General features: G+C 36.6%; 19 protein-coding genes. 9 read left to right on the plus strand and 10 right to left on the minus strand.

Annotated features, from left to right (window positions below; all coding sequences use genetic code 11):
* The first annotated feature begins 10 nt into the window (after window positions 1-10).
* Together zapE and BLV99_RS06580 are read left to right on the plus strand one after the other, a co-directional pair.
* Window positions 11-1159 (plus strand): cell division protein ZapE, encoded by a 1149-nt coding sequence (gene zapE / locus BLV99_RS06575; protein ID WP_092688932.1) that lies wholly within the window; start codon window positions 11-13, stop codon window positions 1157-1159.
* A 362-nt stretch (window positions 1160-1521) separates the two neighbouring features.
* Entirely contained in the window at window positions 1522-3684 is a 2163-nt protein-coding gene (locus tag BLV99_RS06580) for a malate synthase G (protein ID WP_086184483.1), read from the plus strand.
* Between the two features lie 398 nt (window positions 3685-4082).
* On the opposite strand, the gene BLV99_RS06585 is transcribed toward BLV99_RS06580, so the two are convergent.
* Window positions 4083-4547 carry a MarR family winged helix-turn-helix transcriptional regulator gene (locus BLV99_RS06585; protein WP_004648781.1) on the minus strand — a complete coding sequence of 155 codons (465 nt, stop codon included), beginning with the start codon at window positions 4545-4547 and terminating at the stop codon, window positions 4083-4085.
* A gap of 183 nt (window positions 4548-4730) precedes the next feature.
* Window positions 4731-5048, minus strand: coding sequence for a hypothetical protein (locus tag BLV99_RS06590; RefSeq protein ID WP_092688935.1), 318 nt, complete (start codon window positions 5046-5048; stop codon window positions 4731-4733).
* Between the two features lie 504 nt (window positions 5049-5552).
* Between BLV99_RS06590 and BLV99_RS06595 the strand changes: the two genes are divergently transcribed.
* Window positions 5553-7079, plus strand: a complete 1527-nt coding sequence (locus BLV99_RS06595) for a TerC family protein (RefSeq protein ID WP_092688938.1) — start codon at window positions 5553-5555, stop codon at window positions 7077-7079.
* A 255-nt stretch (window positions 7080-7334) separates the two neighbouring features.
* On the plus strand, window positions 7335-8066 hold the full coding sequence (locus tag BLV99_RS06600) for a hypothetical protein (protein WP_092688941.1): 732 nt from the start codon (window positions 7335-7337) through the stop codon (window positions 8064-8066).
* A gap of 59 nt (window positions 8067-8125) precedes the next feature.
* Here BLV99_RS06600 and thiM read toward each other — a convergent pair whose 3' ends face one another.
* The 3 genes from thiM to BLV99_RS06615 form a co-directional block, all read right to left on the minus strand.
* Window positions 8126-8947, minus strand: coding sequence for a hydroxyethylthiazole kinase (gene thiM / locus BLV99_RS06605; RefSeq protein WP_092688944.1), 822 nt, complete (start codon window positions 8945-8947; stop codon window positions 8126-8128).
* 60 nt (window positions 8948-9007) lie between these two features.
* Window positions 9008-10177: a hypothetical protein gene (locus BLV99_RS06610; RefSeq protein ID WP_086184478.1), complete on the minus strand. Its 1170-nt coding sequence runs from the start codon at window positions 10175-10177 to the stop codon at window positions 9008-9010.
* 230 nt (window positions 10178-10407) lie between these two features.
* Entirely contained in the window at window positions 10408-10671 is a 264-nt protein-coding gene (locus BLV99_RS06615) for a hypothetical protein (protein WP_004648786.1), read from the minus strand.
* A gap of 407 nt (window positions 10672-11078) precedes the next feature.
* On the opposite strand from BLV99_RS06615, the gene pepN reads away from it, so the two are divergent.
* Window positions 11079-13688: an aminopeptidase N gene (gene pepN / locus BLV99_RS06620; protein ID WP_092688947.1), complete on the plus strand. Its 2610-nt coding sequence runs from the start codon at window positions 11079-11081 to the stop codon at window positions 13686-13688.
* 89 nt (window positions 13689-13777) lie between these two features.
* Here pepN and BLV99_RS06625 read toward each other — a convergent pair whose 3' ends face one another.
* Window positions 13778-14926 (minus strand): acetyltransferase domain-containing protein, encoded by a 1149-nt coding sequence (locus BLV99_RS06625; protein WP_092689163.1) that lies wholly within the window; start codon window positions 14924-14926, stop codon window positions 13778-13780.
* 782 nt (window positions 14927-15708) lie between these two features.
* On the opposite strand from BLV99_RS06625, the gene BLV99_RS06630 reads away from it, so the two are divergent.
* Window positions 15709-17403 carry a DUF4394 domain-containing protein gene (locus BLV99_RS06630; RefSeq protein ID WP_092688950.1) on the plus strand — a complete coding sequence of 565 codons (1695 nt, stop codon included), beginning with the start codon at window positions 15709-15711 and terminating at the stop codon, window positions 17401-17403.
* Window positions 17404-17522: 119 nt separating this feature from the next.
* Here the strand turns inward: BLV99_RS06630 and BLV99_RS06635 are convergent, their stop codons facing one another.
* A complete protein-coding gene (locus BLV99_RS06635) occupies window positions 17523-17966 on the minus strand; it encodes a universal stress protein (protein ID WP_086165831.1) in 444 nt (147 codons plus the stop codon).
* A gap of 135 nt (window positions 17967-18101) precedes the next feature.
* Window positions 18102-18542 (minus strand): universal stress protein, encoded by a 441-nt coding sequence (locus tag BLV99_RS06640; RefSeq protein ID WP_086184473.1) that lies wholly within the window; start codon window positions 18540-18542, stop codon window positions 18102-18104.
* Between the two features lie 268 nt (window positions 18543-18810).
* Here BLV99_RS06640 and BLV99_RS06645 point away from each other — a divergent pair, with 268 nt between their 5' ends.
* The 3 genes from BLV99_RS06645 (at window position 18811) to BLV99_RS06655 (ending at window position 20808) form a co-directional block, all read left to right on the plus strand.
* On the plus strand, window positions 18811-19821 hold the full coding sequence (locus tag BLV99_RS06645; protein WP_425283530.1) for an alpha/beta hydrolase: 1011 nt from the start codon (window positions 18811-18813) through the stop codon (window positions 19819-19821).
* A gap of 91 nt (window positions 19822-19912) precedes the next feature.
* Complete coding sequence (locus tag BLV99_RS06650) at window positions 19913-20245, plus strand: SMR family transporter (RefSeq protein WP_413772562.1); 333 nt, start codon at window positions 19913-19915, stop codon at window positions 20243-20245.
* An 8-nt stretch (window positions 20246-20253) separates the two neighbouring features.
* Window positions 20254-20808, plus strand: coding sequence for a TetR/AcrR family transcriptional regulator (locus tag BLV99_RS06655; protein ID WP_086184470.1), 555 nt, complete (start codon window positions 20254-20256; stop codon window positions 20806-20808).
* A gap of 171 nt (window positions 20809-20979) precedes the next feature.
* Here BLV99_RS06655 and BLV99_RS06660 read toward each other — a convergent pair whose 3' ends face one another.
* Window positions 20980-22164 carry a benzoate/H(+) symporter BenE family transporter gene (locus BLV99_RS06660; RefSeq protein ID WP_092688957.1) on the minus strand — a complete coding sequence of 395 codons (1185 nt, stop codon included), beginning with the start codon at window positions 22162-22164 and terminating at the stop codon, window positions 20980-20982.
* Window positions 22165-22351: 187 nt separating this feature from the next.
* On the minus strand, window positions 22352-23002 hold the full coding sequence (gene leuE, locus BLV99_RS06665) for a leucine efflux protein LeuE (protein ID WP_092689166.1): 651 nt from the start codon (window positions 23000-23002) through the stop codon (window positions 22352-22354).
* Window positions 23003-23023: the final 21 nt, after the last annotated feature.

Below are 23023 nucleotides of genomic sequence, written 5' to 3' on the forward strand. Positions count from 1 at the left end.
ATTCAATGATATGTCTGATTTAAATTCTAAGCACAGCACAGCCTTTACACCTTTGTCACCTGCAGAACGTTATGCGCAAGCGATATCTTCTGGTCAGTTCATGCCAGATGATGCACAGGCGCAAGCTGTTCATGAGTTAGATCGTGTTTGGCAAGAACTGATTCAACGCTTTAAGGCATCGAAAAAAGCCTTTCGTCGTTTCCGTCGTCAAACATCTCCACAAGGTGTATATATGTGGGGCGGTGTGGGGCGCGGTAAAACATGGTTAATGGATCAGTTCTTTGATTCAATTCCTTTTCGCCGAAAAATGCGTATGCATTTCCATCATTTTATGCAGCATGTTCATCGTGAATTAAATAAGTTGTCGGGACAGCGTAATCCACTTGATTTGGTGGCTGACCAAATTTATCAACAAGCAGTGGTGATTTGTTTTGATGAATTTTTTGTTTCAAACGTCACCGATGCCATGATTTTAAGTGAATTATTCCAAAAATTATTTAATCGTGGTGTCACGCTGATTGCGACATCAAATATAGCTCCAGATGGTTTGTATAAGAATGGTATTCACCGAGACCGCTTTATTCCAACCATTGAAATGGTGAAAAAGAACTGTGCAATATTAAATGTCGATGCGGGTGTGGACTATCGTTTACGTGTACTCAAACAAGCTCAATTGTTTAAAAATCCACTGACGCATGACCATAAAAATTGGATCGCACAGCGTTTTAGTGCATTGACACAAACGCAAACCATTTCTCAAGAGCCAATTATTATTAATAATCGTATCGTTGAAACGATAGGGCATACTGAAGACGTTTTATGGTGTGAATTTTCAGAATTATGTTTCAAACCACGAAGTCCAGCTGACTTTATTGAAATTGCCAATATTTACAATACAGTATTGGTAAGTAATGTTCCGCATTTGACAGATCACTTGTCGGAAGGCACACGCCGTTTTATTTATTTGGTCGACGAGTTTTATGATCGTGGTGTAAAACTGTTACTCACCTCTGAAGATTCAATTATCGATATCTATCAAGGCGAAAAATTAGCCTTTGAAATTGAACGCACGCGTTCACGTTTACTTGAAATGCAATCCGACGATTACTTGAATGCTGCACATAAACAAATTCAGAAAAGAGAGTCGGAAGTTAATTAAATAGCAAGCGCCAGAAATGGCGCTTTTTTTATAACTAGAAAATATCTGTTTTCTCGACATTTAAGACTGGTTTTTGTCTAATCTTTACTCTATAACTATAGTAATGTTGAATTTAAGCGCTATTTTTATCTATAAGTCTGCACTTAAGTCTAATGTTGACATTTCAAAAACTTTATACACTATAAAAAGGTATTTAAGCTGATGATAATGTCGCTTTTGTGATCTGTGTTTTATAGAATAATGGATCCCTTTATTCTATAAAAAATGATCACTATTTAGGAATGTGATAGTACTATTCAGCTAGATTTAAATCGGTATACTAGAATCTCTTGTTATAAAAAGTAGCAATATCAGGAAAGACAATGACTGCACGTATTCAAAAAGGCAAGTTAGCGATTGCTAAAGAACTTTACGATTTCATCGAAAATGAAGCATTACCAGGTTCTGGTTTAGATAGCGAAACATACTGGAAAAACTTCGAGCAAGTCGTTGTTGATCTTAGTCCTAAGAATAAAGCGCTTCTTGCTAAGCGTGATGATATTCAGGCTAAAATTGATGAATGGCACCGCAACAACAAATTTGAATTAGAAGCTTACAAAGCTTTCCTTACAGAAATTGGCTACTTATTACCAGAAGTAGAAGATTTCCAGATCAGCACAGAAAATGTCGACGAAGAAATCGCATTATTGGCTGGCCCACAACTTGTCGTACCTGTACGTAATGCACGTTACTGCTTGAATGCAGCAAATGCGCGTTGGGGTTCTTTATATGATGCACTTTACGGTTTCGATGTCATCTCTGAAGAAGGTGGTGCAGAAAAAGGTAAGGGCTATAACCCAGTACGCGGTGATAAAGTTATCGCATTTGCGAAAAACTTCTTAAATGAAAATTTCCCTCTTGCAGCAGGTTCGCATGCTGATGCAACGCAATATGCTGTAGATCACAATAAACTTGTTGTGACCTTAAAAGATGGCACTCAAACAACGGTTGCACATGAAGCGCAATTTGTGGGTTATAACGGCGAAGCAGCTGCACCTACAGAAATCGTATTCAAGAATAATGGCTTGCATGTCATTATCGAAATTGATGCAACTAGCCCGATTGGTAAAACAGATGCGGCAGGCGTTAAAGATTTAGTGCTTGAAGCTGCTGTAACGACTATTCAGGATTTAGAAGACTCTATTGCAGCTGTTGATGCTGAAGAAAAAGTTGAAGGCTACCGTAACTGGTTAGGCCTCATGAAAGGTACTTTAGAAGAATCGATCGAGAAAAATGGTAAAACTGTTACTCGTAGTTTGAATAAAGACCGTACGCATAAAAACTTAATTGGCGGTGAAACCATTATTCATGGTCGTTCATTGATGCTTCTTCGTAACGTAGGTCACTTGATGACCAATCCAGCCATCCTTGTGGATGGTGCGGAAATTTATGAAGGTATCATGGATGCATTGGTTACACCATTATTGTCTTTTGCAGACATTAAAGGCGAAAACGAAATCAAGAACTCACGTAAAGGTTCTATGTATATCGTTAAACCAAAAATGCATGGTCCTGAAGAAGTTGCTTTTGCTGTAGAGCTTTTTGAACGTGCTGAACAATTATTAGGTTTACCAGCGAAAACGCTTAAAATCGGTATCATGGATGAAGAGCGTCGTACTTCTGTAAACTTGAAAAACTGTATCGCTCAAGCAAAAGATCGTACGATTTTTATCAATACGGGCTTCATGGATCGTACGGGCGATGAAATCCATACCTTTATGGAAGCAGGTCCATTCGTTCGTAAGGGTGAAGTAAAAGCGCAAATTTGGTTCCCTGCATATGAAAACCGTAACGTAATGGTTGGCTTGAAAGCAGGCTTACGTGGTAAAGCGCAAATTGGTAAAGGCATGTGGCCTAAACCAGATATGTTGCTTGATATGTACAAAACTAAAACTGAACATCCAGATGCTGGTGCAAGCTGTGCATGGGTTCCATCACCAGCAGGTGCGGTAATTCACGCGATTCATTATCACCAAATTAATGTTGCAAGCCGTCAAAAAGAATTATTGGCGACTGAAGCATTACCTTTAGATGATTTGTTAACTCCGCCTTTAGCGAAAGACACCAACTGGTCTGAAGAAGAAAAAACCAAAGAACTAGAAAATAACTGTCAAGGTATCTTGGGTTATGTGGTTCGTTGGGTTGATTTGGGTGTAGGTTGTTCTAAAGTTTTAGACATCAACAACGTAGGTTTGATGGAAGACCGTGCAACTTTACGTATTTCATCTCAACACGTTGCTAACTGGTTGCGTCACAGTATTGTGACACGTGCGCAAGTTGAAGAAGTGATGAAACGTATGGCTACTATTGTGGATCAGCAAAATGCAAATGATCCAGAATATACTGCTATGGGGCCAAACTTTGATGGTATTGCATTCCAAGCAGCGTCTGATTTGATCTTTAAAGGTGGCGAACAGCCTTCTGGTTATACAGAGCCGTTGTTGCATGCTGCACGCTTAAAATTAAAAGGGTATACAGGGGACTAAGTTTCCACTGTAAATAAAAAAGCCTCCATGTTGGAGGCTTTTTTATTGCCGCGTATAAGAATAAGAAGCCAGATCTAAAGATAGTCGAATATTTGATATTATTGCTTTATATAAAACTTTAAAAATACCAGTGAAATTGTCTGATCAGTAATTATGATCACGATAGGGGCAATTGGTCATTCCAGAATGAAAAACTTATAAGTCTGCTTCATGTGATGCCCACTGATCATTCTTTCTCATGCGTGTTTGGAGGATACAGGTTAGGTTGAAAATTTTTATATTCAATTGCTTATGGAAATATTCCCAAAGGTAGCGTTTGAATGTTTACATCGACCTAAAGCAGAAATTAAAAGAATTCATCCTTAACTGAATTCTTTTAATTAAATGAAGCTGCATTTTTAATGCGCTAAGTTTTTAAAAATATGCTTAAGGCTTTCCATCATTTTTTCAATTTGTAAGGGGGTTAAACCTTCAAAAGATTGTTCTAAAACAACATTGGTTAGATCATTAATTTTGTGAGTCATTTCTAGACCTTTGTCCGTTAACACAACCCGAGTAATTCGAGCATCGTCTTCACATGAATATGTTTCAGCTAGGCCTTCATCCTTTAGGCGATAAACAATTTTTGTTGTTGTTGACATCTTAGAGACAACCATTTCAGATAAATCTGAAACGCTGGCATGAGGCTTTGACTTTAAGGCAAGCAAGATACGACGGCGTGAATTATCTAAACCATATTTTTTCAAGGCATGGTCTACGTTTTGTACATATTGAGCATGTACTTGAGTAACCCAATAGTATGGAAAATTTTCTAAGGTAAAATCTTCCGCCAAAGGTAAAAATTTACTGTATTTTTTAGTCATGAATGGACTCCCCTGTAAGCTTTGTAATTGTAATTCGTTAACGCACGCATTTTATTATAAAGTTAATTTGCTGCGCAGAATATACTAAATTTTTTTAGAGCTAATCAATCTATATATTAAGTTTTTTATAATGTAATAAGGAAACCTATATAAATAAGTTCTCTTATTACAAACAATTAAAAATTAAGCATGCTCGTTGAGCAGAGACATGGTGTAGCTGTCTTTATCTTGATGAAATACCACAATACTCTGGGCAAAGTTAAGTACTTCTTCTTGAATTTCATAATTTTGATAAGAATTTGAAGACAACATTGCCGTAGGGCTGCCATGTTGTAAAACGATAGGTAAGCACATTTCAGACTTTTGGGTATTATGTGTGACTATGGCCTTAACCTGATGCTGATCAAAGGATGAATCTAGATTAAAATATGTACCTTCATAGCTTGTATTCGCAATCGTTTTCGATGTTTTTTTGAAGCTTAATGCTTTTTTATTTGTCATAGCGAATAATCCTGTAAGTTTTTTGCTTGGATTAGAAATGTACACATCTAAGTTGCGCGAATAGATTATTTCATTAATTAATCTTGGCTATGTTTCATTCTAGTGAAAAAAACAGATTTAGGAATTGGTCTTTTTAACAAAAAGTTTCTGATATTTTTGTCATAAGTTGAATAAATTGATATATTTATTAAATAAATATTAATATAATTTTCATAAACAAGAGCTTATGCCGAGGCTTTTTTATTTTTCATTATATTTTTCAAATATGACTGAGTAGTTTGTTTTTTGAAAACAAACAAACTATTGGATGAATAGATGCTGTGAAGTCTGAAATTTATACAATTTAAATATTTAGTGGTTAAAAACATAAAAATCTAATTACAAATTTTATAGATTGTGCATAATAAATTTATCTATTGTTGAACAGGTTACATATATGGATCCGTCGCCGTGCAGGTCTACGTTTCGTTTTTGCCAAATTCATAAAATCGGAGATATAAACTAATGGAGTTTTTATTAGATCCGGGAATTTGGATTGGGTTACTTACCCTTATTGTTTTAGAAATTGTTTTAGGTATTGATAACCTCGTCTTTATTGCCATTTTGGCTGACAAGCTTCCGCCTGAACAACGTGACAAAGCCCGTATAGTCGGTCTTTCTCTTGCGTTAGTGATGCGCTTGGGTTTATTGTTTGCTATCTCTTGGTTAGTCACCTTGACTAAACCGTTTATTACCGTCTTTGACTGGACTTTCTCAGGTCGAGATCTCATTCTCTTATTTGGTGGTTTATTTCTGCTTTATAAAGCAGTAAGCGAATTGCACGAAAGAATGGAAGGGCAATCTGAAGTTAAAGTTACAACGAATGTTGTTTATGCAAGTTTTACCGCAGTTGTAGCACAAATTGTAGTGCTGGATGCCGTATTCTCTTTAGATTCGGTCATTACTGCAATTGGTATGGTCGACAATATCTATGTGATGATGGCTGCAATGATTGTTGCCATGGCAGTGATGTTGCTTGCTTCGAAACCATTAACTGATTTTGTAAATCGTCATCCGACCGTCATTATTCTATGTTTAAGCTTCTTACTCTTAATTGGTATTAGTTTGATAGCCGAAGGTTTTGGTTTCCATATTCCAAAAGGCTATATCTATTCAGGTATTGGCGTTGCAATTGTGATTGAAGCTTTCAATCAGTTTACCCAACGTAATGCTACCAAGCATGAATCAAAAATTCCATTGCGTCATCGTACCGCAGATACCATCTTAAAATTGATGGGCGGAAAAATGGAAACGCTTACAGATAGTGCTCAACACGCTGAAGCGCAAGAAGCATTTGCTGATGAAGAGCGTTATATGATTGGCGGGGTATTAACCTTAGCCGAAAGATCAGTAGCCTCGATCATGACACCACGTAGCCAAATTTCGTGGGTGAATATTGATGATGCCCCTGAGCGGATTCGTGAACAAGTTTTATCCGTACCACATAGCTTATTTCCAGTTTGTCGCGGCAGTTTAGATAAAGTTTTGAGTGTGGTGCGTGCAAAAGAATTGCTTGATGTTCTGGATGATGAGGAACAACTTAAAGCTCTTATCAAACGTCATCGCCCGATTTATATTTTTGAAAAAATGAAAGTGATTGATGCCATTAATACCTTGCGTACATCAAAAGGTTCATTGGTTTTGGTCAGTGACGAGTTTGGTAACGTACAAGGTTTAATTTCTCCACTGGATGTTTTTGAAGCTATTGCGGGTGAGTTTCCTGATGCAGATGAACAACTCGATTTAGTCAAAATTGATGAGCATACATGGAAAGCTTCTGGCATGTTGGATGTCTATCAACTTGAATTAGAGTTGGGCATGATTGATTTGGTTGATGAAGATGCTGGTTATATCAGTGTTGCGGGTTTAATTTTAGATAAAACCCATGGTGAGGTGGTGTTGGGTACTCAATTGGAGTATCACGGCGTTCACTTTGAGGTGACTGAATTAGATGAGAACCGAATTAAATCTGTTTTAATTACGCATCGCTAGAAGCATATAGAGCATAACTGTAACGGTATTTGATATCTTCGCAGTCGTAATTATTTGAAGTAATTTGAAAAACCCAATGGACGCGTGCTGTTGGGTTTTTTATCCTGTCTCGTTTTTCTTTTAAGTTGTAAATTTGATCAGATGACGGGGAGGGTAATTGGATTCATGTGACATGAAAATCCCTATTTTTTGTGATATTAAAATAAGTAAAATGAGTAATACTTATTATATAAGAATAAAGGATGAGTCGCTCTCATGTTAATTACAGAAACGGTTACAGATTTTTCAAAGCTTTCATCTGGACAAAAAAAACAATTTTTTAAAAAAATATGGGCATTTGATCAGCATATTTTCCCCAATTCTACGGTAAAAGAAATTTATAATTTTGTGCATGATGTAGATGCAGTTTCAGTCCAAGTTATTCATTATTATCATGAAGGAAAATTAATTGGACAAAATGTTCTACCAATTATTAAACTTTTTTTAGATGGAAAACCAATTTTTGTTTTGAGTTCTCGAGCAGGTATTTTACCTGATTACCGACGCGGAAATCGAACACTCAATAGTGCTATTCGTGTGGTACTTAATCATCAAATCCGTAATTTGACTATCCCATTATGGTTTGTAACTACAGTAATACAGCCTAAAGTGTATACACTTTTTGCTTCACGATCACAGCGTTTCTTTCCACGTGCAGGAAGACAGATTCCTCAAGACTATTTACAGGTTTTAAATATTTTTCAGCAACGTAAACATGAAGTGCAAAAACGTCGAGAAGATATTTTTGTTCACCCAATTGTGCGGCCTAAAATAAGCTTAGATCAATTGCGGTGTTTGAGAAATAAAGCGACTACGCATATTAATTTTTTCATGCAACATGTCCCTGATTATTTTGATGGTATGGGCTTGATGTGTGTCTGTAAATTAGATTTAAAAACGATTTTTGAGATGATGTTTAATTTATCTTTTAATCGACATGTGCATTAGGATCACTTGACCTTTTCACAAGTAGAGGTCAAGTGATTTCATTAAAATCAAAGCATCTACTAGAGTTTAAGAATTTTGATATCTGCATATTGTTGAATTAAATCTGGATTTAAATAGTGGATATAATCCATGAATGCCACATTAAAATGCCCCAACATTTGGGTTTGTTCAAATGCTAATTTCCCTGCAATGGCAAAATGCGTGTGCGCAGCTAGGGTGGCAATGGTCGGTGTTGCTACAGCACAATAAGCGGCAATTAAAGCACCCAATGCACAGCCTGTTGCTGTGACTTTAGGTTGTAAATAACTCCCACCATTGACTTGAATGACTGCATCGAACTCTTTGGTTAAAATAAAATCGGATTCACCTGAAATAGCAATACATTCGGCATGTTCTAACAATAGTTTAGCTTGGCTATACACATCTGCACTGTTTAAAGTGCTATCGACACCTTTAGATTCAACTTGATTGCCTGCAAGTGTACTAATTTCTGAAGCATTACCACGAATGACAGTCGGGTTATAGTGTAGTAATTCATCCACCATATCTGAGCGCCATTTTAGAATAGTGCCATAGCCCACAGGGTCGAGTACCCAAGGTGTGTGGGTGCGCTGCGCCGTTTGTGCGGAAATGTGCATGGCTTGCATTTGTTCGTTGGTTGGCGTACCCAAATTAATGCTGAGTGCTGCGGCAATGGTGGTAAAACTTTCGGCTTCAAATGGATTATCAATCATGGCAGGAGAAGAGCCAGCAGCGAGTAAAACATTGGCTGCATAGTTGGCTGCAACACTATTGGTAATACATTGCACGAGCGGCTGCTGAGTTTGCAGCTGTGTCCATGCTTCAACAATATGCTCGATTAATGTTGAAGTTTGATCCATTGGATTATTCCTTAAGTTGAACAGGGTGTGATTAGAGAAACTAGACATATTTATCACCATTTATTGGGTGAAATAATGGTCTTGATGCTTACAGGTACGACAGCATAAGGTCACATAATTTTCTGCATCGTAATCCACAGTAAGCTCATTTGAACCACAATACATACAGCGTTTTTGTGAATAAAAACTTAAACGAGGTTCAATCTTTTTCCATGAATGTCGAATGGGTTGGAAAAAAATATTTTCATCGTAGCCTAAAAAGCGAAAAAATAGGATTTCGCTCATTTTACTAAAAGGGATATTATATGGGCGTGGTAGGGTGGATGTTTCCCATTTTTCAGTCACAGCACGTTCACGATATTGTTGTAAAGTTTTCTTTAACAAATTGGTATTAATAAAGTTTTCATTACGTGCTTTGAGCGCTTTTTGTTGGTTTAAGTATTCCAGTGCCGTTTGCACCAGAAAATAAATTTGCCCGACAGCCAACGAATCCATCAAGCGATAACAAAAGGTCTGAAAAGCATTATTTCCTGCAATTTGTACGCCCCATGTGCGGCAATAAAACTGGGCAAACTGAATAATTTCTTGATAGAGCACCAAATAGAGTGCATTTTTGACTTCATCTGCATTTTTAAATGGCACCCCCATGGTTAAATTTTCATAAAACCAATTTCGCAGTTGTTGGGTAATACTAAATAAACTGGGTTCAGAATAGCCATCTAAGCGTACATTGACATAATAATGATGCGCCTCAGACGCAAAATCTTTAGCGATTAAGATTTGTTCTTTAACCAATTGTTTGATCAAATAATTTTGAAATAAATAATTGGGGGTAATGGAATGGTATTTAATGCTTTCCCAGTCAATGTATTCATGATGTGTAGTATGTTCTTGAACTTGGTTGTCCAAAATACTCAGTAAAAATAATTTATTGAGAAAACTGATTTGATCCAGTCTGTATTCGATCTGATCTTTATTTTTATCTTTAGATTTAATTTTACGTTGCTCTTGCAGTCGTGTTTCCGTGAGCATTCTTTTTCGATTGGCTAAGCATTTGTCACAATGACAGTTATTGCGTTGGTCTTGAAAAACACGATGTTGGCAGTGACTACATTCATGAAAATTAATGGCTTGATCGTATTGTTCTGCTTCAATCCAGAACATAGATGCCTGACATAAAGGGCATGATGTACTTTCATCTAACTGTTTTTGCAGAATCTGAAGAAGCATGGAAAGAGTCAATCACAAGTCTGGTTAATCATGAGATCAATTATACACAGGTCTTTTGTGATGACGTGATGCAATCGTGTTGAATGAATAAAAATGCTTATAGCAAGAGCAGTTCAGTATGATTGAAAATAGCCTAAGTATTTTTAAGATCTCCATCTGGAGATGAAAAATAAATCTTTCCATCTCCAGATAAGGAAAATTTGTGAGATGAGAACTTTTAAATTCTTGAACTAATAAGAGGCGGGGCAAGGCAGTGACTCATCGTCCTCGCCTAATTGCTTTGCATCGATTAAAGCCTTCACTTTTTTAGATGGAAGTCTTTTGCTGCCCAATGTATCGTAGTTATTCAAAATTGCACAAATATCGGGCGATTGCATCGGAATACCTTCGCAACTCATAAACATCGCAATGACTTTATGATCAATTCCTGCGGCATTGAGTGTTTGCATAGTTTTGATATTTTCCACACGGACAATATGTTCTTTTAGATACATGGGAACACCTCTTTTAGTTCTAACTTAATTTTATAGTGCGCTTTGCACACATGATTACAAGCAAGAAACGTGCTCAAAATGTAGTTATCTTGAAAATAAGTGTCAATTTAAGTGCGCTGAATTGAGATGCATGGTAACAACACGATATGAAATAGCATGGGGTGTTATTTTTATGTGGAATATTGTTTCAGTTATGCTGTATCAGCGCCATTTTTTCGAGTTATGCATGCTAAGTAAGCAACTAACAGAATAATTGCACTGATGTTGAGGTGATGAATTGAAAATTAACAACAATGTGCCCATATATAACTCAAATCAATCGCGCAGACAGATTGTGAAAGTTGTCGTATGATCAAGGCAGCTCACAAAAAAAGTTTTGGCTTAAAACTACAGGATTAGGACATTATATGAATATCGCGGCAAACCCAGTGGTTGAAGCAGACCAAACTGTTTACTTAAAAGACTATGAAAAACCATCTTTTGCGGTTGATTCAATCAACTTGGATATTCAAGTATATACAGATCATACCAATGTGAATGCAACCTTGGTTATGAAGCGCCAGACAGCAGGAGATTTAGTGCTGCTTGGGCGTGATCTAGAATTAAAATCGATTACTTTGAATGGTAAGCCACTCACTGCCAATGATTATTCATTAGATGCAGAGCAGTTGATGATTGCCAATGCACCAGATGAGGTCATTCTGGAAACAGAAGTGATTATTCATCCGGAAAGTAATACGCAACTTGAAGGCTTATACCAAGCAGGTAGCGATTTATTTGTTACTCAAAATGAACCTGAAGGTTTCCGTAAAATTACTTTCTACCCAGACCGTCCAGATGTACTTTCAGTGTTTACCACACGTGTCGAAGCGGATAAAAAATTTCCAGTGCTGTTAGCCAATGGCAACTTGATGGAAGCGGGTGAAACAGGTGAAGGTCGTCACTACACCATTTGGGAAGATCCAACCAAAAAACCAGCCTATTTATTCGCTTGTGTAGTGGGTGATTTGGCTGTATTGAAAGATTCGTATGTGACTTCTGAAGGTCGTAATGTTGCTTTAGAAATTTATGCAGTAGAAAAAGATATTCCAAAATGCCACATTGCGATGGAAGCTTTAAAGCACTCAATGCGTTGGGATGAAGAACATTATGGTCGTCCGTATGACTTAGACAATTATATGATTGTGGCCACCAGTGCTTTTAATATGGGTGCGATGGAAAACAAAGGTTTAAATATCTTTAATACTTCATGTGTGCTGGCAGATGAGGAATTCACCACAGATGCAGCAATTATGCGTGTACAGTCGGTCATTGCACATGAATACTTCCATAACTGGACAGGGAACCGTATTACTTGTCGTGATTGGTTCCAGTTGTGCTTAAAAGAAGGTCTAACGGTTTTCCGTGATCAGTCTTTCTCTGAAGATTTACAATCGGCTGCGGTACAACGGATTGATGATGTAGCTGTATTAAAAGCACATCAATTTCCTGAAGATTCAGGTCCATTGTCTCATCCACCACGTCCAGACCATTTTGTTGAAATTAATAATTTTTATACCGCAACTGTGTATGAAAAAGGTGCGGAAATTAACCGCATGATGTCGACTTTATTGGGTAAAGAAAAGTTCCGTCAAGGTACAGACGAATACTTCCGCCGTCATGATGGTCAAGCGGTTACGGTTGAAGATTGGGTTGCTGCACTGACAGCAGGTTCGGGTGTAGATTTATCTGCTTTCCTGATTTGGTACAACCAACCGGGCACGCCAAAATTAGAAGCCCAAGGTGAGTACAATGCAGCTGCGCAAACTTATACTTTAAGTTTTAAACAAAGTTTAAAAGCACATGCCAAATATCCAAACTTAAAAGCAGTGCCAATTCCAGTGGCTTTGGCGTTGTTTAATGCAGAAACGGGTGAGCAATACGCACTTAATTCATCTGCATTATTTGAAAATGGCGTGAAAGATGGCGTGTATTTATTTGATCAAGATACAGCAACCATTGAATTTACAGGAGTGACAGCAAAACCTGTGGTGTCTTTGCTGCGTAACTTCTCTGCACCAGTGAATCTTGAATTTAATTATTCAGATGAAGAACTTGCATTTTTAGTGCAATATGAAACCAACGGTTTTAATCAATGGCAAGCAACACAAACTTTACTTGAACGTATTTTGTTAAATGGTCATGACGCTGAAGTGTATATTCAAGCGATTAAAAATACGATACCAGACCTTGTTGAAAAAGATCCATTGTTGGCTTCCCGTTTGTTTGATGTCCCTTCTGAAGGGTATTTAGGCAGCCGTATTGATGCTGATTATAAGCCAGTAGAAATTCAAGAAAAACGTAATGCATTGTTAAATACCTTGGCTCGTGAACTGGGTGAATTTTGTAAAGCTACTTATTTGGCTTTAGATCCAGATTTACAAAAAGAGTTTTCACAAGCCATGGGTGTACGCGCGCTAAAAAACATCATGCTGACTATGTTGGCACGTCAAGGTGATAGCGAAGCTTTTGATTTGGCACATGTACAATATTTAAATACAGGTAATATGTCGGAGCGCTTAGGTGCGCTTAAAGTCTTGGTCTGGAATGATGCACCACAAGCGAAAGATACTTTAGCTGATTTCTATAATCGTTTTAAAGATGAAGCATTATCGCTTGATCAGTGGTTTATGCTACAAGCAGCACATCCAAAAGCCACTGTGGAAAGTATCCAGTATTTAATTTCACACCCAGACTATGATTTGGGTACACCAAATCGTATTCGTTCTGTTAGTGGGGGTTTAAATGCCAATCCTGTCAATACATGGGGTTTTGCTGTTCAACATTACATCGATTTAGCGAAATATCTTGATGAGAAAAATCCAATTCTTGGTTCACGTTTACTACAAGTGCTTTCGCGTTGGTATACCTTGGCTGAGCCGCAGCGTAGTGATGTAAAAACTGCACTTGAGGCGTTAAAATCACAAGTGAAATCGAAAAATGTAGCAGAGACCTTAAATAGTATGTTGAGTGTTTAAATCTATTTAACTTTATTTAAGTATTTGATATTTAATAAATAAAAAGTGCTATTTCCTCTATGGATTTGGGGGAAATAGCACTAAATAATTTAGAAGTATTTCAAAAAAGGAATGTGTTTGTTCTTATGTTTAAAGTTTGAAAATTTAACCATAAGAGGATATAAGCCAATACACAAGAACAATGAAATTAGCCAAAGCATTCCAACACTACTTACGCCGTAATAGTCACCATAATTCTTGCCAAATACTTCGACGGCAATTAGGTAGAGTCCTTTCAATACATATAAGTGAACAATATAAAAGAACATAGGCACTGAACCAAATACGATCAATGGTTTGATCCAGTTTTTTGTTTCCACTTTTTGTAGCAAAACTAAGAGTATTAACCCAATACCGACATTCCATAAAATGAATAAGAGTGAAGGTGGGTACTTTGTCACATTGAAAAAACTCATCAATGATTCGGTAAAGGTCGGCATGATAGACCACGCTTGATCACCATACACATTTATAAATCTTAAGATGAAAAATAAAGTAAGACTTGATAAGCCAAAAGTGAGTAATATTTTATTTCTTTTATTGGGCTCTACCGATTGATCAAAGACTTGAGTACCGATGCAATAGCCAAGAGTGATGACACTAATCCACGGTAACACAGGGTAAGACGTTCTAAAGCGGATCACATCACCAAATTCAATCCAACCTCGCTCATGAAGAATGAGCCATAAACTATGAATGATAGGTACATTGGAAAATGAAATTTGATCAAGCAAGTTATGACCAAAAATAATGACTAAACTAATCACCCATAAAAGTTTTTTAGGTAACCCGATTAAGGCTGCCAAAGCCAGCATACTTAAACCAATAGCCCAGATGACTTGTAAATAAATAACATCAGGAGGGAATTTTCCCGTCCACGCAAAATTAATAACGATTAATTCAAGGAAAATTAAAAAAAGACCACGTTTAATCAAAAATTCACGTGTCATACGAATACTATTATTCTTTGCTTGATAGAGATAGGCAGATAAACCTGTCAATACTACAAATACAGGAGCACAGATATGGGCTAAAACGCGACTAAAGAACAGAGATTCTTCTGTACTCGGAATCAGCATTGGGTCTGGAACTTGATAGTGAAGGTAAAAAGTTTCCCTAACATGATCAACCATCATAATAAGAATAACCAACCCTCTTAATGCATCAATTGCTTGTAAGCGTTTAGAAATATTAGACATAGGATTAAAGAAGGTATGATATGTAATGTTATATTGTATCATTATTATTTAATGATACATTAGCTCTATGTAAGTCTTAATTTAAGAAAAAATTTACTTTCCATTCCGAATGGATGGAACATTCTGACTTAATGTCATGTTGTTTAAATTCGGGGGTTAAAATGTTTAGCCATCTTGCAGAGCAATGCTTCTCATCTTCAAAGTTAACATTACGTTCTCTTTAGAGAGAAGTCGTGTCCATTATTTTGGCTAGGATCAATGCTGTGAAGTCAGGGGCATAAACGGTTTATAAGATTAGAAAGGTTAGTTTTGGGCTTAAACTGTTTCGTAGTCAACCATAAAAAACTGAAACTGGTATATCAGAGGTGTCATGATTGTCACAGAAAAATGATGAATATATTCATGCATAAATTATGTATGAAATATCAATAAATATGCGTGTAGAATTATAGTAGATAATTGCTCGTTTTATGGGTTGTGCAACCTGTCTAAAGCTAAATAATTAAAAAAACATAGCCGCTGTGAATTCGGTGTGAAGAATTACCTAAGCTCCACTATTTTGCTAAAAAACTCAATAAATCATTTCTTTACTTCAAACAGTACAAATTATAGTTTTGTATGTGTAATAAATTTTAATCAGTTTATCTCGTAAAAAAATTGAAATAATTTTATCTAAGTAGATTTAAAAAGATAAACATAACTTATTTAAATTATTTTAAAACAAGACTTAAAAATAGGATATTTCTACTCGATTTTATCCGCATATTGCAGGGATTAAAGACATGAAAAAAAGTATACGCACTTTCGCACTTGCCTCAGTCAGTTGTTTTTCTTTAATGGGGTGTAATACCAGCTCAGAGCAGAAAAATAATTTTATTTCTGCTGTTTCTGGCGATACTATTATCTTAACCAGTGACGGTATGATTAGCTCAATTAATCGAGATAATCCAAATAATGTTGTTTCCTCAATTAAAATTCGATTGCTAGAAGCAGAAGACCAGCTGGTGGGGATTGATTATCGACCTAAAGATGAGAAGCTCTATGCTGTTGGGTTACTCGGTAATCTATATACATTAGACCCCAACACGGGAGTTGCTACATTTCTTCGAAAACTTATTGCTGATCCAACAGATACAACGGATGGAAATCTACCTTTTAGTAAAATTGTAGGGGATGCTAATCTAATTAGTGTAAATTTTAATCCTGCCGCTGATCGATTACGTGTGATCACCAACACGGGACAAAATTTAAGAATTAATGTTGATACAGGTGCAACAATTACAGATGGTACAATTAATCCTATAGCCAATAATCCAGTTATTGTCGCAGCTGCTTATAGCAATGCTTTTGCTGGAACGGCAACCACTAAACTCTATAGTATTGATCAAACATCGGATCGTATTTACTTGCAAAATGCAAATGCTGGAACTTTAGGTGATTCAGCACCATTGGGAGATAATCTGGATACCCAAGGCGGTGGGGGCTTTGATATCGATCCAATCAATAACATCGGTTATGCAGCATTAAAAATTTCTGGCAGCTATAAATTTTATCAATTGAATTTGGCAAATGTGGGTACAGCAAATAATACTGTTTTTAACACCACTGACTTAGCAAATTATTATACAACGGGTGGAATACGTGGTATTGCATTAAAACGTGCTAAAGACGCTACAGCAGCAGGGATTGGATTAAGTAATAATAATAAATTAATTCGCTTTACTTTAAATAACCCCAATAGTGTGACAGAAAAAAATATTACAGGTCTATTGGTGGATGAAAAATTTGTTGGAATTGACCATAGGCTAAGAAATAGCACAGAGCGATCAGGTCAACTATATGGTTTAACGAATAAAGCCAATTTATATACGATTAACCCTGAAACTGGTATAGCAATCTTAGTGAATGCGCTTAAAGCGGCAACAGACAGTACCTTTACCAGTTTAGATGGGACTGCATTTGCTGTAGATTTTAATCCTGCCGCTGATCGTTTACGCGTAATTAGCAATACGGGACAAAGTCTAAGAGTTAATGTTGATACGGGGGATACGATCCGCGATGGTGATATTAAAGGTATTGCTGGTGCAATGATCAGCGCAGCTGCATATACTAATAGTTTTAAAACCAGTGTCGTGGGATTAGCAACAGAACTTTTTGATCTCGATCAAGCCAATCAAATCGTTGTCAAACAAGATCCACCCAATACTGGAACACTGAACCGAATTGGTGGATTAGGTATAAATTTAGGTTTAGATAATGGTTTTGATATTGCTGGTGGAGACAATGGTTATGCTCTAGCGACAGTTGCTAACGCTTCAGGTCCATCTGTTTTATATCGTATTGATCTCAATACAACAATGAGTGATAGCCGTGCAAAACCTGCAATTAACGTGGATGGAACACCCAATATTGCAGCTTCGACTATAGGAACAGCAGCAACTTTACCGCTCATTGATATTGCAATTTTATTAAAATAATCAAACACTGTTTAGATAGTAATAGAGCGCAGATTTCTGTGAAATACGGAACTCTGCGCTTAAAAGCAGCTCAATCAACCCTGCAACTTTTGATGGAGGTCAATCTAGAGCTTCTTTTATTAAACTTTAATAATCAGCACGGGAATAGGGGATTGTGTCAAAACTGCTTGTGCCACACTTCCTAAAACTAATTTTTTGAATCCAGTACGCCCATGTGAACCCATAATAATTAAATCAGCACCAACTTCATCCGCAACATGAATAACACCTTCAGCAGGTGATACACCACGAATTATTTTGGTATCTACATCTATACCGTCACGAAGGAAGGATTGTTTAATATCAGCTAAGCGCAACTGCGCATTTTTTTCAGCCTGCATAAAGTAATCAGTCACTGCGGGTGCAATTTTATAAAAATCTACCCCAACAAATGGGTCTACAGCAATCACACTGGTAACAGTGACTTGGCAATCGAGTGTTTTAGCTAAGGCTAAAGCTTGTTCAACAGCTGCATAAGAAATAGGGGATTCATCTACTGGAACTAAAATATGTTTATAAGTCATGAAATGATCCTTATGGTTATCGTTGAATGGAAAAGCTTTTGTAATTGTGATTGTCAGTCATGAAGACAAATTAAAGAGATATTGAAAGAGTTTAAAGAACCCACCATTAATTTGAAGGGTTCTTTTATTCAATTTTTATTCTTTAACCACTAAAACAGGAAGTTTTGTGCCACTTAAAACATCTTGTGCAAAGCTACCCAGTAAAAATTTTTGAAATCCTTTTCGGCCATGTGAGCCGATCACAATCAAATCAGTTTTTAATTTTTCTGCGGTATCGAGAATACCTTCTTCAGAGACATTACCTTTAATAATTTGAATGTTAGCCGTTACACCATTTTCGCTAGCAATAGCTTGAGCCTGTTGCAATGCTTTTTCGGCATTGTCATAAGCTTGTATGAAATATTCTTTCATAATTGGAGATGGATAGAAATCTACATCCGTAAATGGATCTTCAGTGACTAAACTAATTAAGGTTAATTGACTACCAAAAGCTTGAGCAATTTGAGCTGCTTTTTTCACGGCAGACAAGGAAATTTCGGAACCGTCAACAGGGACTAAAATATTTTGATAAGACATAAAATTGTTCCTTTGAGTTTATTGTATCGCTATTATTTATAGATAGCACATTGTCCTAAAATGATCAATTTAGTCTCTGAAAATTGTTTTAAAATTCATTAAATTATATAAATATCATGGATATAAGTGTGTCCTATTTTGCATTTAAATCTGAGTTAAAAGCTCAGCTTTGCTGTAAGTGTTTCTAAATGTTTAGACAAGCATTAAAATCTAAGAAAATAATCTTCTCTGTTCAAAGTAGCAGGAGAAATAATGGCTGGGGGAGCATATAGTGTATTCAAAATATTTAGCTTTAATACTGTGTGGAATTACGGTAATACACAGCAGTGGTTGTCAGAATATACAAACGAGTACCAAGGTGATTGCCAGCGTATTTAATGCGTCTACCCATGTTCAAAAAAAGATGCTTGATCAATATGCACCAGAAGAAATTTTGGTGCAAAAAAATATTATCTATATGCAAGAACCTAAGTTAACTTTAGATGTTTATCAGCCAAAAAATGTCATGCAACTTGAGTCTCGTCCAACGGTGGTTTGGATTCATGGTGGTGGGTGGGTTTCAGGTTCTAAAGAACATGCACGTGGCTATTTTAAACTCTTGGCCGATCAAGGCTATAACGTCATTTCAGTACAATATCAATTTGCTCCTGAAGCGATTTATCCGAATCAGTTGTTACAGATGAATCAGGCATTAAAGTTTATAACCGACCATGCGCAGCAATATCGTATTAATGCCAATCAAATTTATTTGGCGGGCGATTCCGCAGGTGCAAATTTAGTCAGTCATTATGCGGCACTCATTAGTAATCCTACTTTTGCCCAGCAATCAAATTTCACGCCGCTTATTCAACGTGAGCAAATTAAAGGCTTAATTTTGCATTGTGGTATTTATGATATGGATGCGTTTATTCATACTGCACCAGATGAACTTAAGCTGATTGAATGGGGAGTATTTAACTTAGTTCAAAGCTATACTGGTAATAAAAAAGATGATGTCGAATTTTTAAAAAGCATTTCTCCAATTCAATATTTAACAGCAAATTATCCGCCAGTTTTTATCAGTGGTGGAAATAAAGATTTTTTAACCAAGACTCAATCTGAACCGTTTGTGAAAGTATTGATGAGCAAAAAAATACCGGTTACAGAAGTATTTTATCCAGATGCCAAAGAATTTTTAGTACATGAGTATCAATTCATGATGAGTAAAGCTGCCAGTCAAGAAACCTTTAAGAAAACCATTGCTTTTATCAATCATTATAGTTTGCCATCTGAGAAATGATTACATTCCAGAACTTGCAAAATATCAGCTTTTGTTTAAGATACCAACCAAATGGTATGTTTGTTTTAAAGGTAAGATAATGAGTCCTATAATGATGGCGTATGGATTGCTTGCACTGGCAATTCTTTCTGAGGTGACTGGTTCAACATTTTTAGTAAAATCAGAAGGTTTTACTAAGCTCGGTCCATCTGTGGCAGTCATTGTTTTATTTAGTATCGCTTTTTATTTGTTATCTCAAGTCATTAAAGTTATTCCCTTAGGAATTGCTTATGCTATATGGGCTGGGGTTGGTATTATCTTAACTGCGATTATTGGATATTTTGTTTTCCGTCAAAGTCTTGATTTGCCTGCTATGCTGGGCATTGGCTTGATTGTATCGGGCGTTGTCGTGATTAATTTATTTTCAAATTCTACTGGGCATTAGTATTAAGTATGGAAAATGCGTATCAGCGTAAAAAAGAACCTGAACTTATTCGGCAAAAAATTTTAGCGCATGCAATTCAATTATCTGCTGATAAAGGTGTGACAGGGGTTTCAATTCAAGCGGTCGCCGATTTAGTTGGCGTGTCTAAAGGTGGCGTTTTTCACCATTTTCCAAGTAAGCAAAAATTACTTGAAGCGATGGTGATTACCGTTTTAGAACATTTGGATGGTGTGATTGATCAATTCATTCAAGCTGATGATTGTGAATATGGTTGTTTTACCCGCGCTTATATAGAAGTGACATTGCAGAAAAAGATCGTTGGTATGGAGCATTCGTGGTCAGCAATCTCTATGATTATGCTGACGGATCGCACGTTCAATGATCTTTGGATTCACTGGTTAAATGCACGTTTAGAACGACATGCTGTAACAGATGCTGATTTAGAGTTAAAAATTTTACGTTTTGCTGCTGATGGTGTTTGGTTAACGGCATTTACAGAAGTTGAAAATCCAGACGAGACGCTGGAAATGAAACAGGAATTGATTCGCCGTAGTTATCCATAGCACTGCCCCATTTTATTGATTTAATTTTTATACCTTTGCGTAGGTATTAGCTCTACTTTCTAAAGTTTGTTTTTTTAAATTTTGACTTAACTTATATTGACCAAAAAATGATTTATGAGATAAGTCTAGTAAAAAAGCACCAATACAGGTGCTTTTTCTAACTTAAAGAGATTATGCTTTAATTTTAGATTTGCTTTTGAATTTGAAAATAAAAGACACTGCAAAACCGAATAATAGTCCCCAAAATGCAGAACCAATGCCAAAGAATTGTATGCCAGATGCGCAGAATAAGAAGGTCATTAAAGCGGCTTCTCGTTCATTGACATCATGAAAGGCAATCGCAATGTTATGACTAATGGTGCCAAATAAAGCAATTCCTGCCAAAGCCACAATAAAAATATGCGGAAATGACATTAATAAGCTGGTTAAAGTTGCAGCAAAAATACCCATCACAATATAGAAAAAGCCACAACTCATGCCTGCGATATAGCGTTTTTTAGGATCAGGATGAACTTGGTCATCTAAACTAACAGCGGCACTAATTGCAGCAATATTAACGGTATAACAACCAAAAGGAGCGAGTAAGGCTTGAGCAACCCCAGTCCACCCAATAAGATGATTGACATGTGGTTGATAGCCATAACTTTTGATCATGGCAATCCCCGGTAAATATTGAGATGCCATGTTAATGACAAATAAAGGCAATGCTAAGCCTAAAATGGCTGACCATGTAAAGTCAGGGGTAATCCATACCGGTTTGGCAAGGCTCCATTGTAAAGCTGGAACATGAAACTCCATAAACATTGGACAAAGCACAAGCCCTGCAATTACGGTAATAACAATGCAATAACGTGGAGACAGCCGTTTTGATAGAATATATACCGCTAAAAGTGAAAGGATGAAACCCCAATCATTTTGCATACTTGCAAAAAGTGCGATCCCAAATTTCAGTAATACACCAGCAAGCATGGCACTGGTTAAACTTTGTGGAATATAGGATAAAACTTTCTGAAAAATACCTAAAAAACCTAAAATTGCGGTTAATAAGCCACAAATGAAAAATGCACCAATCGCTTCATATAAGCTATAACCACTGCCTGTGGCAAGAATGAGTGCCAGACCTGCGGTTGACCAAGAGGTCGCAACAGGGTATTTAAACTTCCATGATAAAATAAAACCAGAAAGTCCAATACCTAAACCTAAGGCCCAAAACCAAGAGGTAATTTGTTCTGGCGTTGCACCTAATATTTGTGCGGCTTGAATGACCAGAACAGCAGATACACTAATACCAATCAGAAATGTAATAAAACCAGCAAATACTGCGGGTATAGAGAAGTCTTGAAGAAGTTTTTGCATGATCCCTTGCTTATCTTATTTTGACTGAATGTAGGGGCTGAAATGTCAACAGAGCCTAATATAAATGTCATTTAATCATACGCCTTTTCATTATGATTAACAGGTTTTTTGTTTAAAAGTAGTGTGAATATTTAAATATATTTCATTTATTTTCTGTACTGAAATTGAGATGAATAGGGGAGTAAAACTATAAGGTCGAACTTGCCAGCTTAAGACCAAATGCACAAAATAAAATACCGACAGCAGCCACACATGTTGCAGCGACTTTATAACGAGAATTAAAAAATGATGCCAATTTAATACCCGAAAAAATCAAAATGGTTAAATAACTCATGCTTATGATTTGTAGTATGACGGACAAAACAGCAAAACTGATTGCTGGATATGGATAGGCAGGATCGACAAACTGTACAAAGAAAGAGAGATAAAACAAAATTGCTTTTGGATTTAAAAGGCTGATGGTTAAGGCTGTACGATAAGGACGAGTTTGTTCAATAGCAGCATTTTGTGAGCTGGTCGCTATTTTTTGTGGGCGGTTTTGCCATGTATGTATACTGGCAATCAGTAATTTAATGCCTAAATAGGAGAGATAAAGTGCGCCAACAACTTTAAGCAGAATAAACAACCAAGGAAAAGCATGGAGTAACGATGCTGCACCCAATACTGTGCAAAGAATGAGAATTAAATCACCAGTAAAAACGCCCCAAGCACCTTGGTAGCCCGCTTTAATTCCAAAACGAGATGCAATGGACATCACATAAAGAGAATTTGGGCCAGGCAAAATGACAATTAAAATGGTACCAATAATGTAGGTGGTCACATCAGTAATGCCGAACACAAGCTGCTCCAAAGGATAAAA

The organism is Acinetobacter kyonggiensis, assembly GCF_900107285.1.
In the GTDB taxonomy this organism is placed as follows: Bacteria; Pseudomonadota; Gammaproteobacteria; order Pseudomonadales; family Moraxellaceae; genus Acinetobacter; species Acinetobacter kyonggiensis.

What these genes read in the sequence shown, in the direction of transcription:
- BLV99_RS06585 (WP_004648781.1), bottom strand. Translation starts at nt 4,547, where the DNA reads ATGACTAAAAAATACAGTAAATTTTTACCTTTGGCGGAAGATTTTACC.
- BLV99_RS06635 (WP_086165831.1), bottom strand. Translation starts at nt 17,966, where the DNA reads ATGACTTATAAACATATTTTAGTTCCAGTAGATGAATCCCCTATTTCT.
- BLV99_RS06640 (WP_086184473.1), bottom strand. Translation starts at nt 18,542, where the DNA reads ATGTCTTATCAAAATATTTTAGTCCCTGTTGACGGTTCCGAAATTTCC.
- BLV99_RS06590 (WP_092688935.1), bottom strand. Translation starts at nt 5,048, where the DNA reads ATGACAAATAAAAAAGCATTAAGCTTCAAAAAAACATCGAAAACGATT.
- BLV99_RS06655 (WP_086184470.1), top strand. Translation starts at nt 20,254, where the DNA reads ATGGAAAATGCGTATCAGCGTAAAAAAGAACCTGAACTTATTCGGCAA.
- BLV99_RS06595 (WP_092688938.1), top strand. Translation starts at nt 5,553, where the DNA reads ATGGAGTTTTTATTAGATCCGGGAATTTGGATTGGGTTACTTACCCTT.
- zapE (WP_092688932.1), top strand. Translation starts at nt 11, where the DNA reads ATGTCTGATTTAAATTCTAAGCACAGCACAGCCTTTACACCTTTGTCA.
- BLV99_RS06610 (WP_086184478.1), bottom strand. Translation starts at nt 10,177, where the DNA reads ATGCTTCTTCAGATTCTGCAAAAACAGTTAGATGAAAGTACATCATGC.
- BLV99_RS06630 (WP_092688950.1), top strand. Translation starts at nt 15,709, where the DNA reads ATGAAAAAAAGTATACGCACTTTCGCACTTGCCTCAGTCAGTTGTTTT.
- BLV99_RS06650 (WP_413772562.1), top strand. Translation starts at nt 19,913, where the DNA reads ATGATGGCGTATGGATTGCTTGCACTGGCAATTCTTTCTGAGGTGACT.
- BLV99_RS06660 (WP_092688957.1), bottom strand. Translation starts at nt 22,164, where the DNA reads ATGCAAAAACTTCTTCAAGACTTCTCTATACCCGCAGTATTTGCTGGT.
- pepN (WP_092688947.1), top strand. Translation starts at nt 11,079, where the DNA reads ATGAATATCGCGGCAAACCCAGTGGTTGAAGCAGACCAAACTGTTTAC.
- BLV99_RS06600 (WP_092688941.1), top strand. Translation starts at nt 7,335, where the DNA reads ATGTTAATTACAGAAACGGTTACAGATTTTTCAAAGCTTTCATCTGGA.
- BLV99_RS06615 (WP_004648786.1), bottom strand. Translation starts at nt 10,671, where the DNA reads ATGTATCTAAAAGAACATATTGTCCGTGTGGAAAATATCAAAACTATG.
- thiM (WP_092688944.1), bottom strand. Translation starts at nt 8,947, where the DNA reads ATGGATCAAACTTCAACATTAATCGAGCATATTGTTGAAGCATGGACA.
- BLV99_RS06580 (WP_086184483.1), top strand. Translation starts at nt 1,522, where the DNA reads ATGACTGCACGTATTCAAAAAGGCAAGTTAGCGATTGCTAAAGAACTT.
- BLV99_RS06625 (WP_092689163.1), bottom strand. Translation starts at nt 14,926, where the DNA reads ATGTCTAATATTTCTAAACGCTTACAAGCAATTGATGCATTAAGAGGG.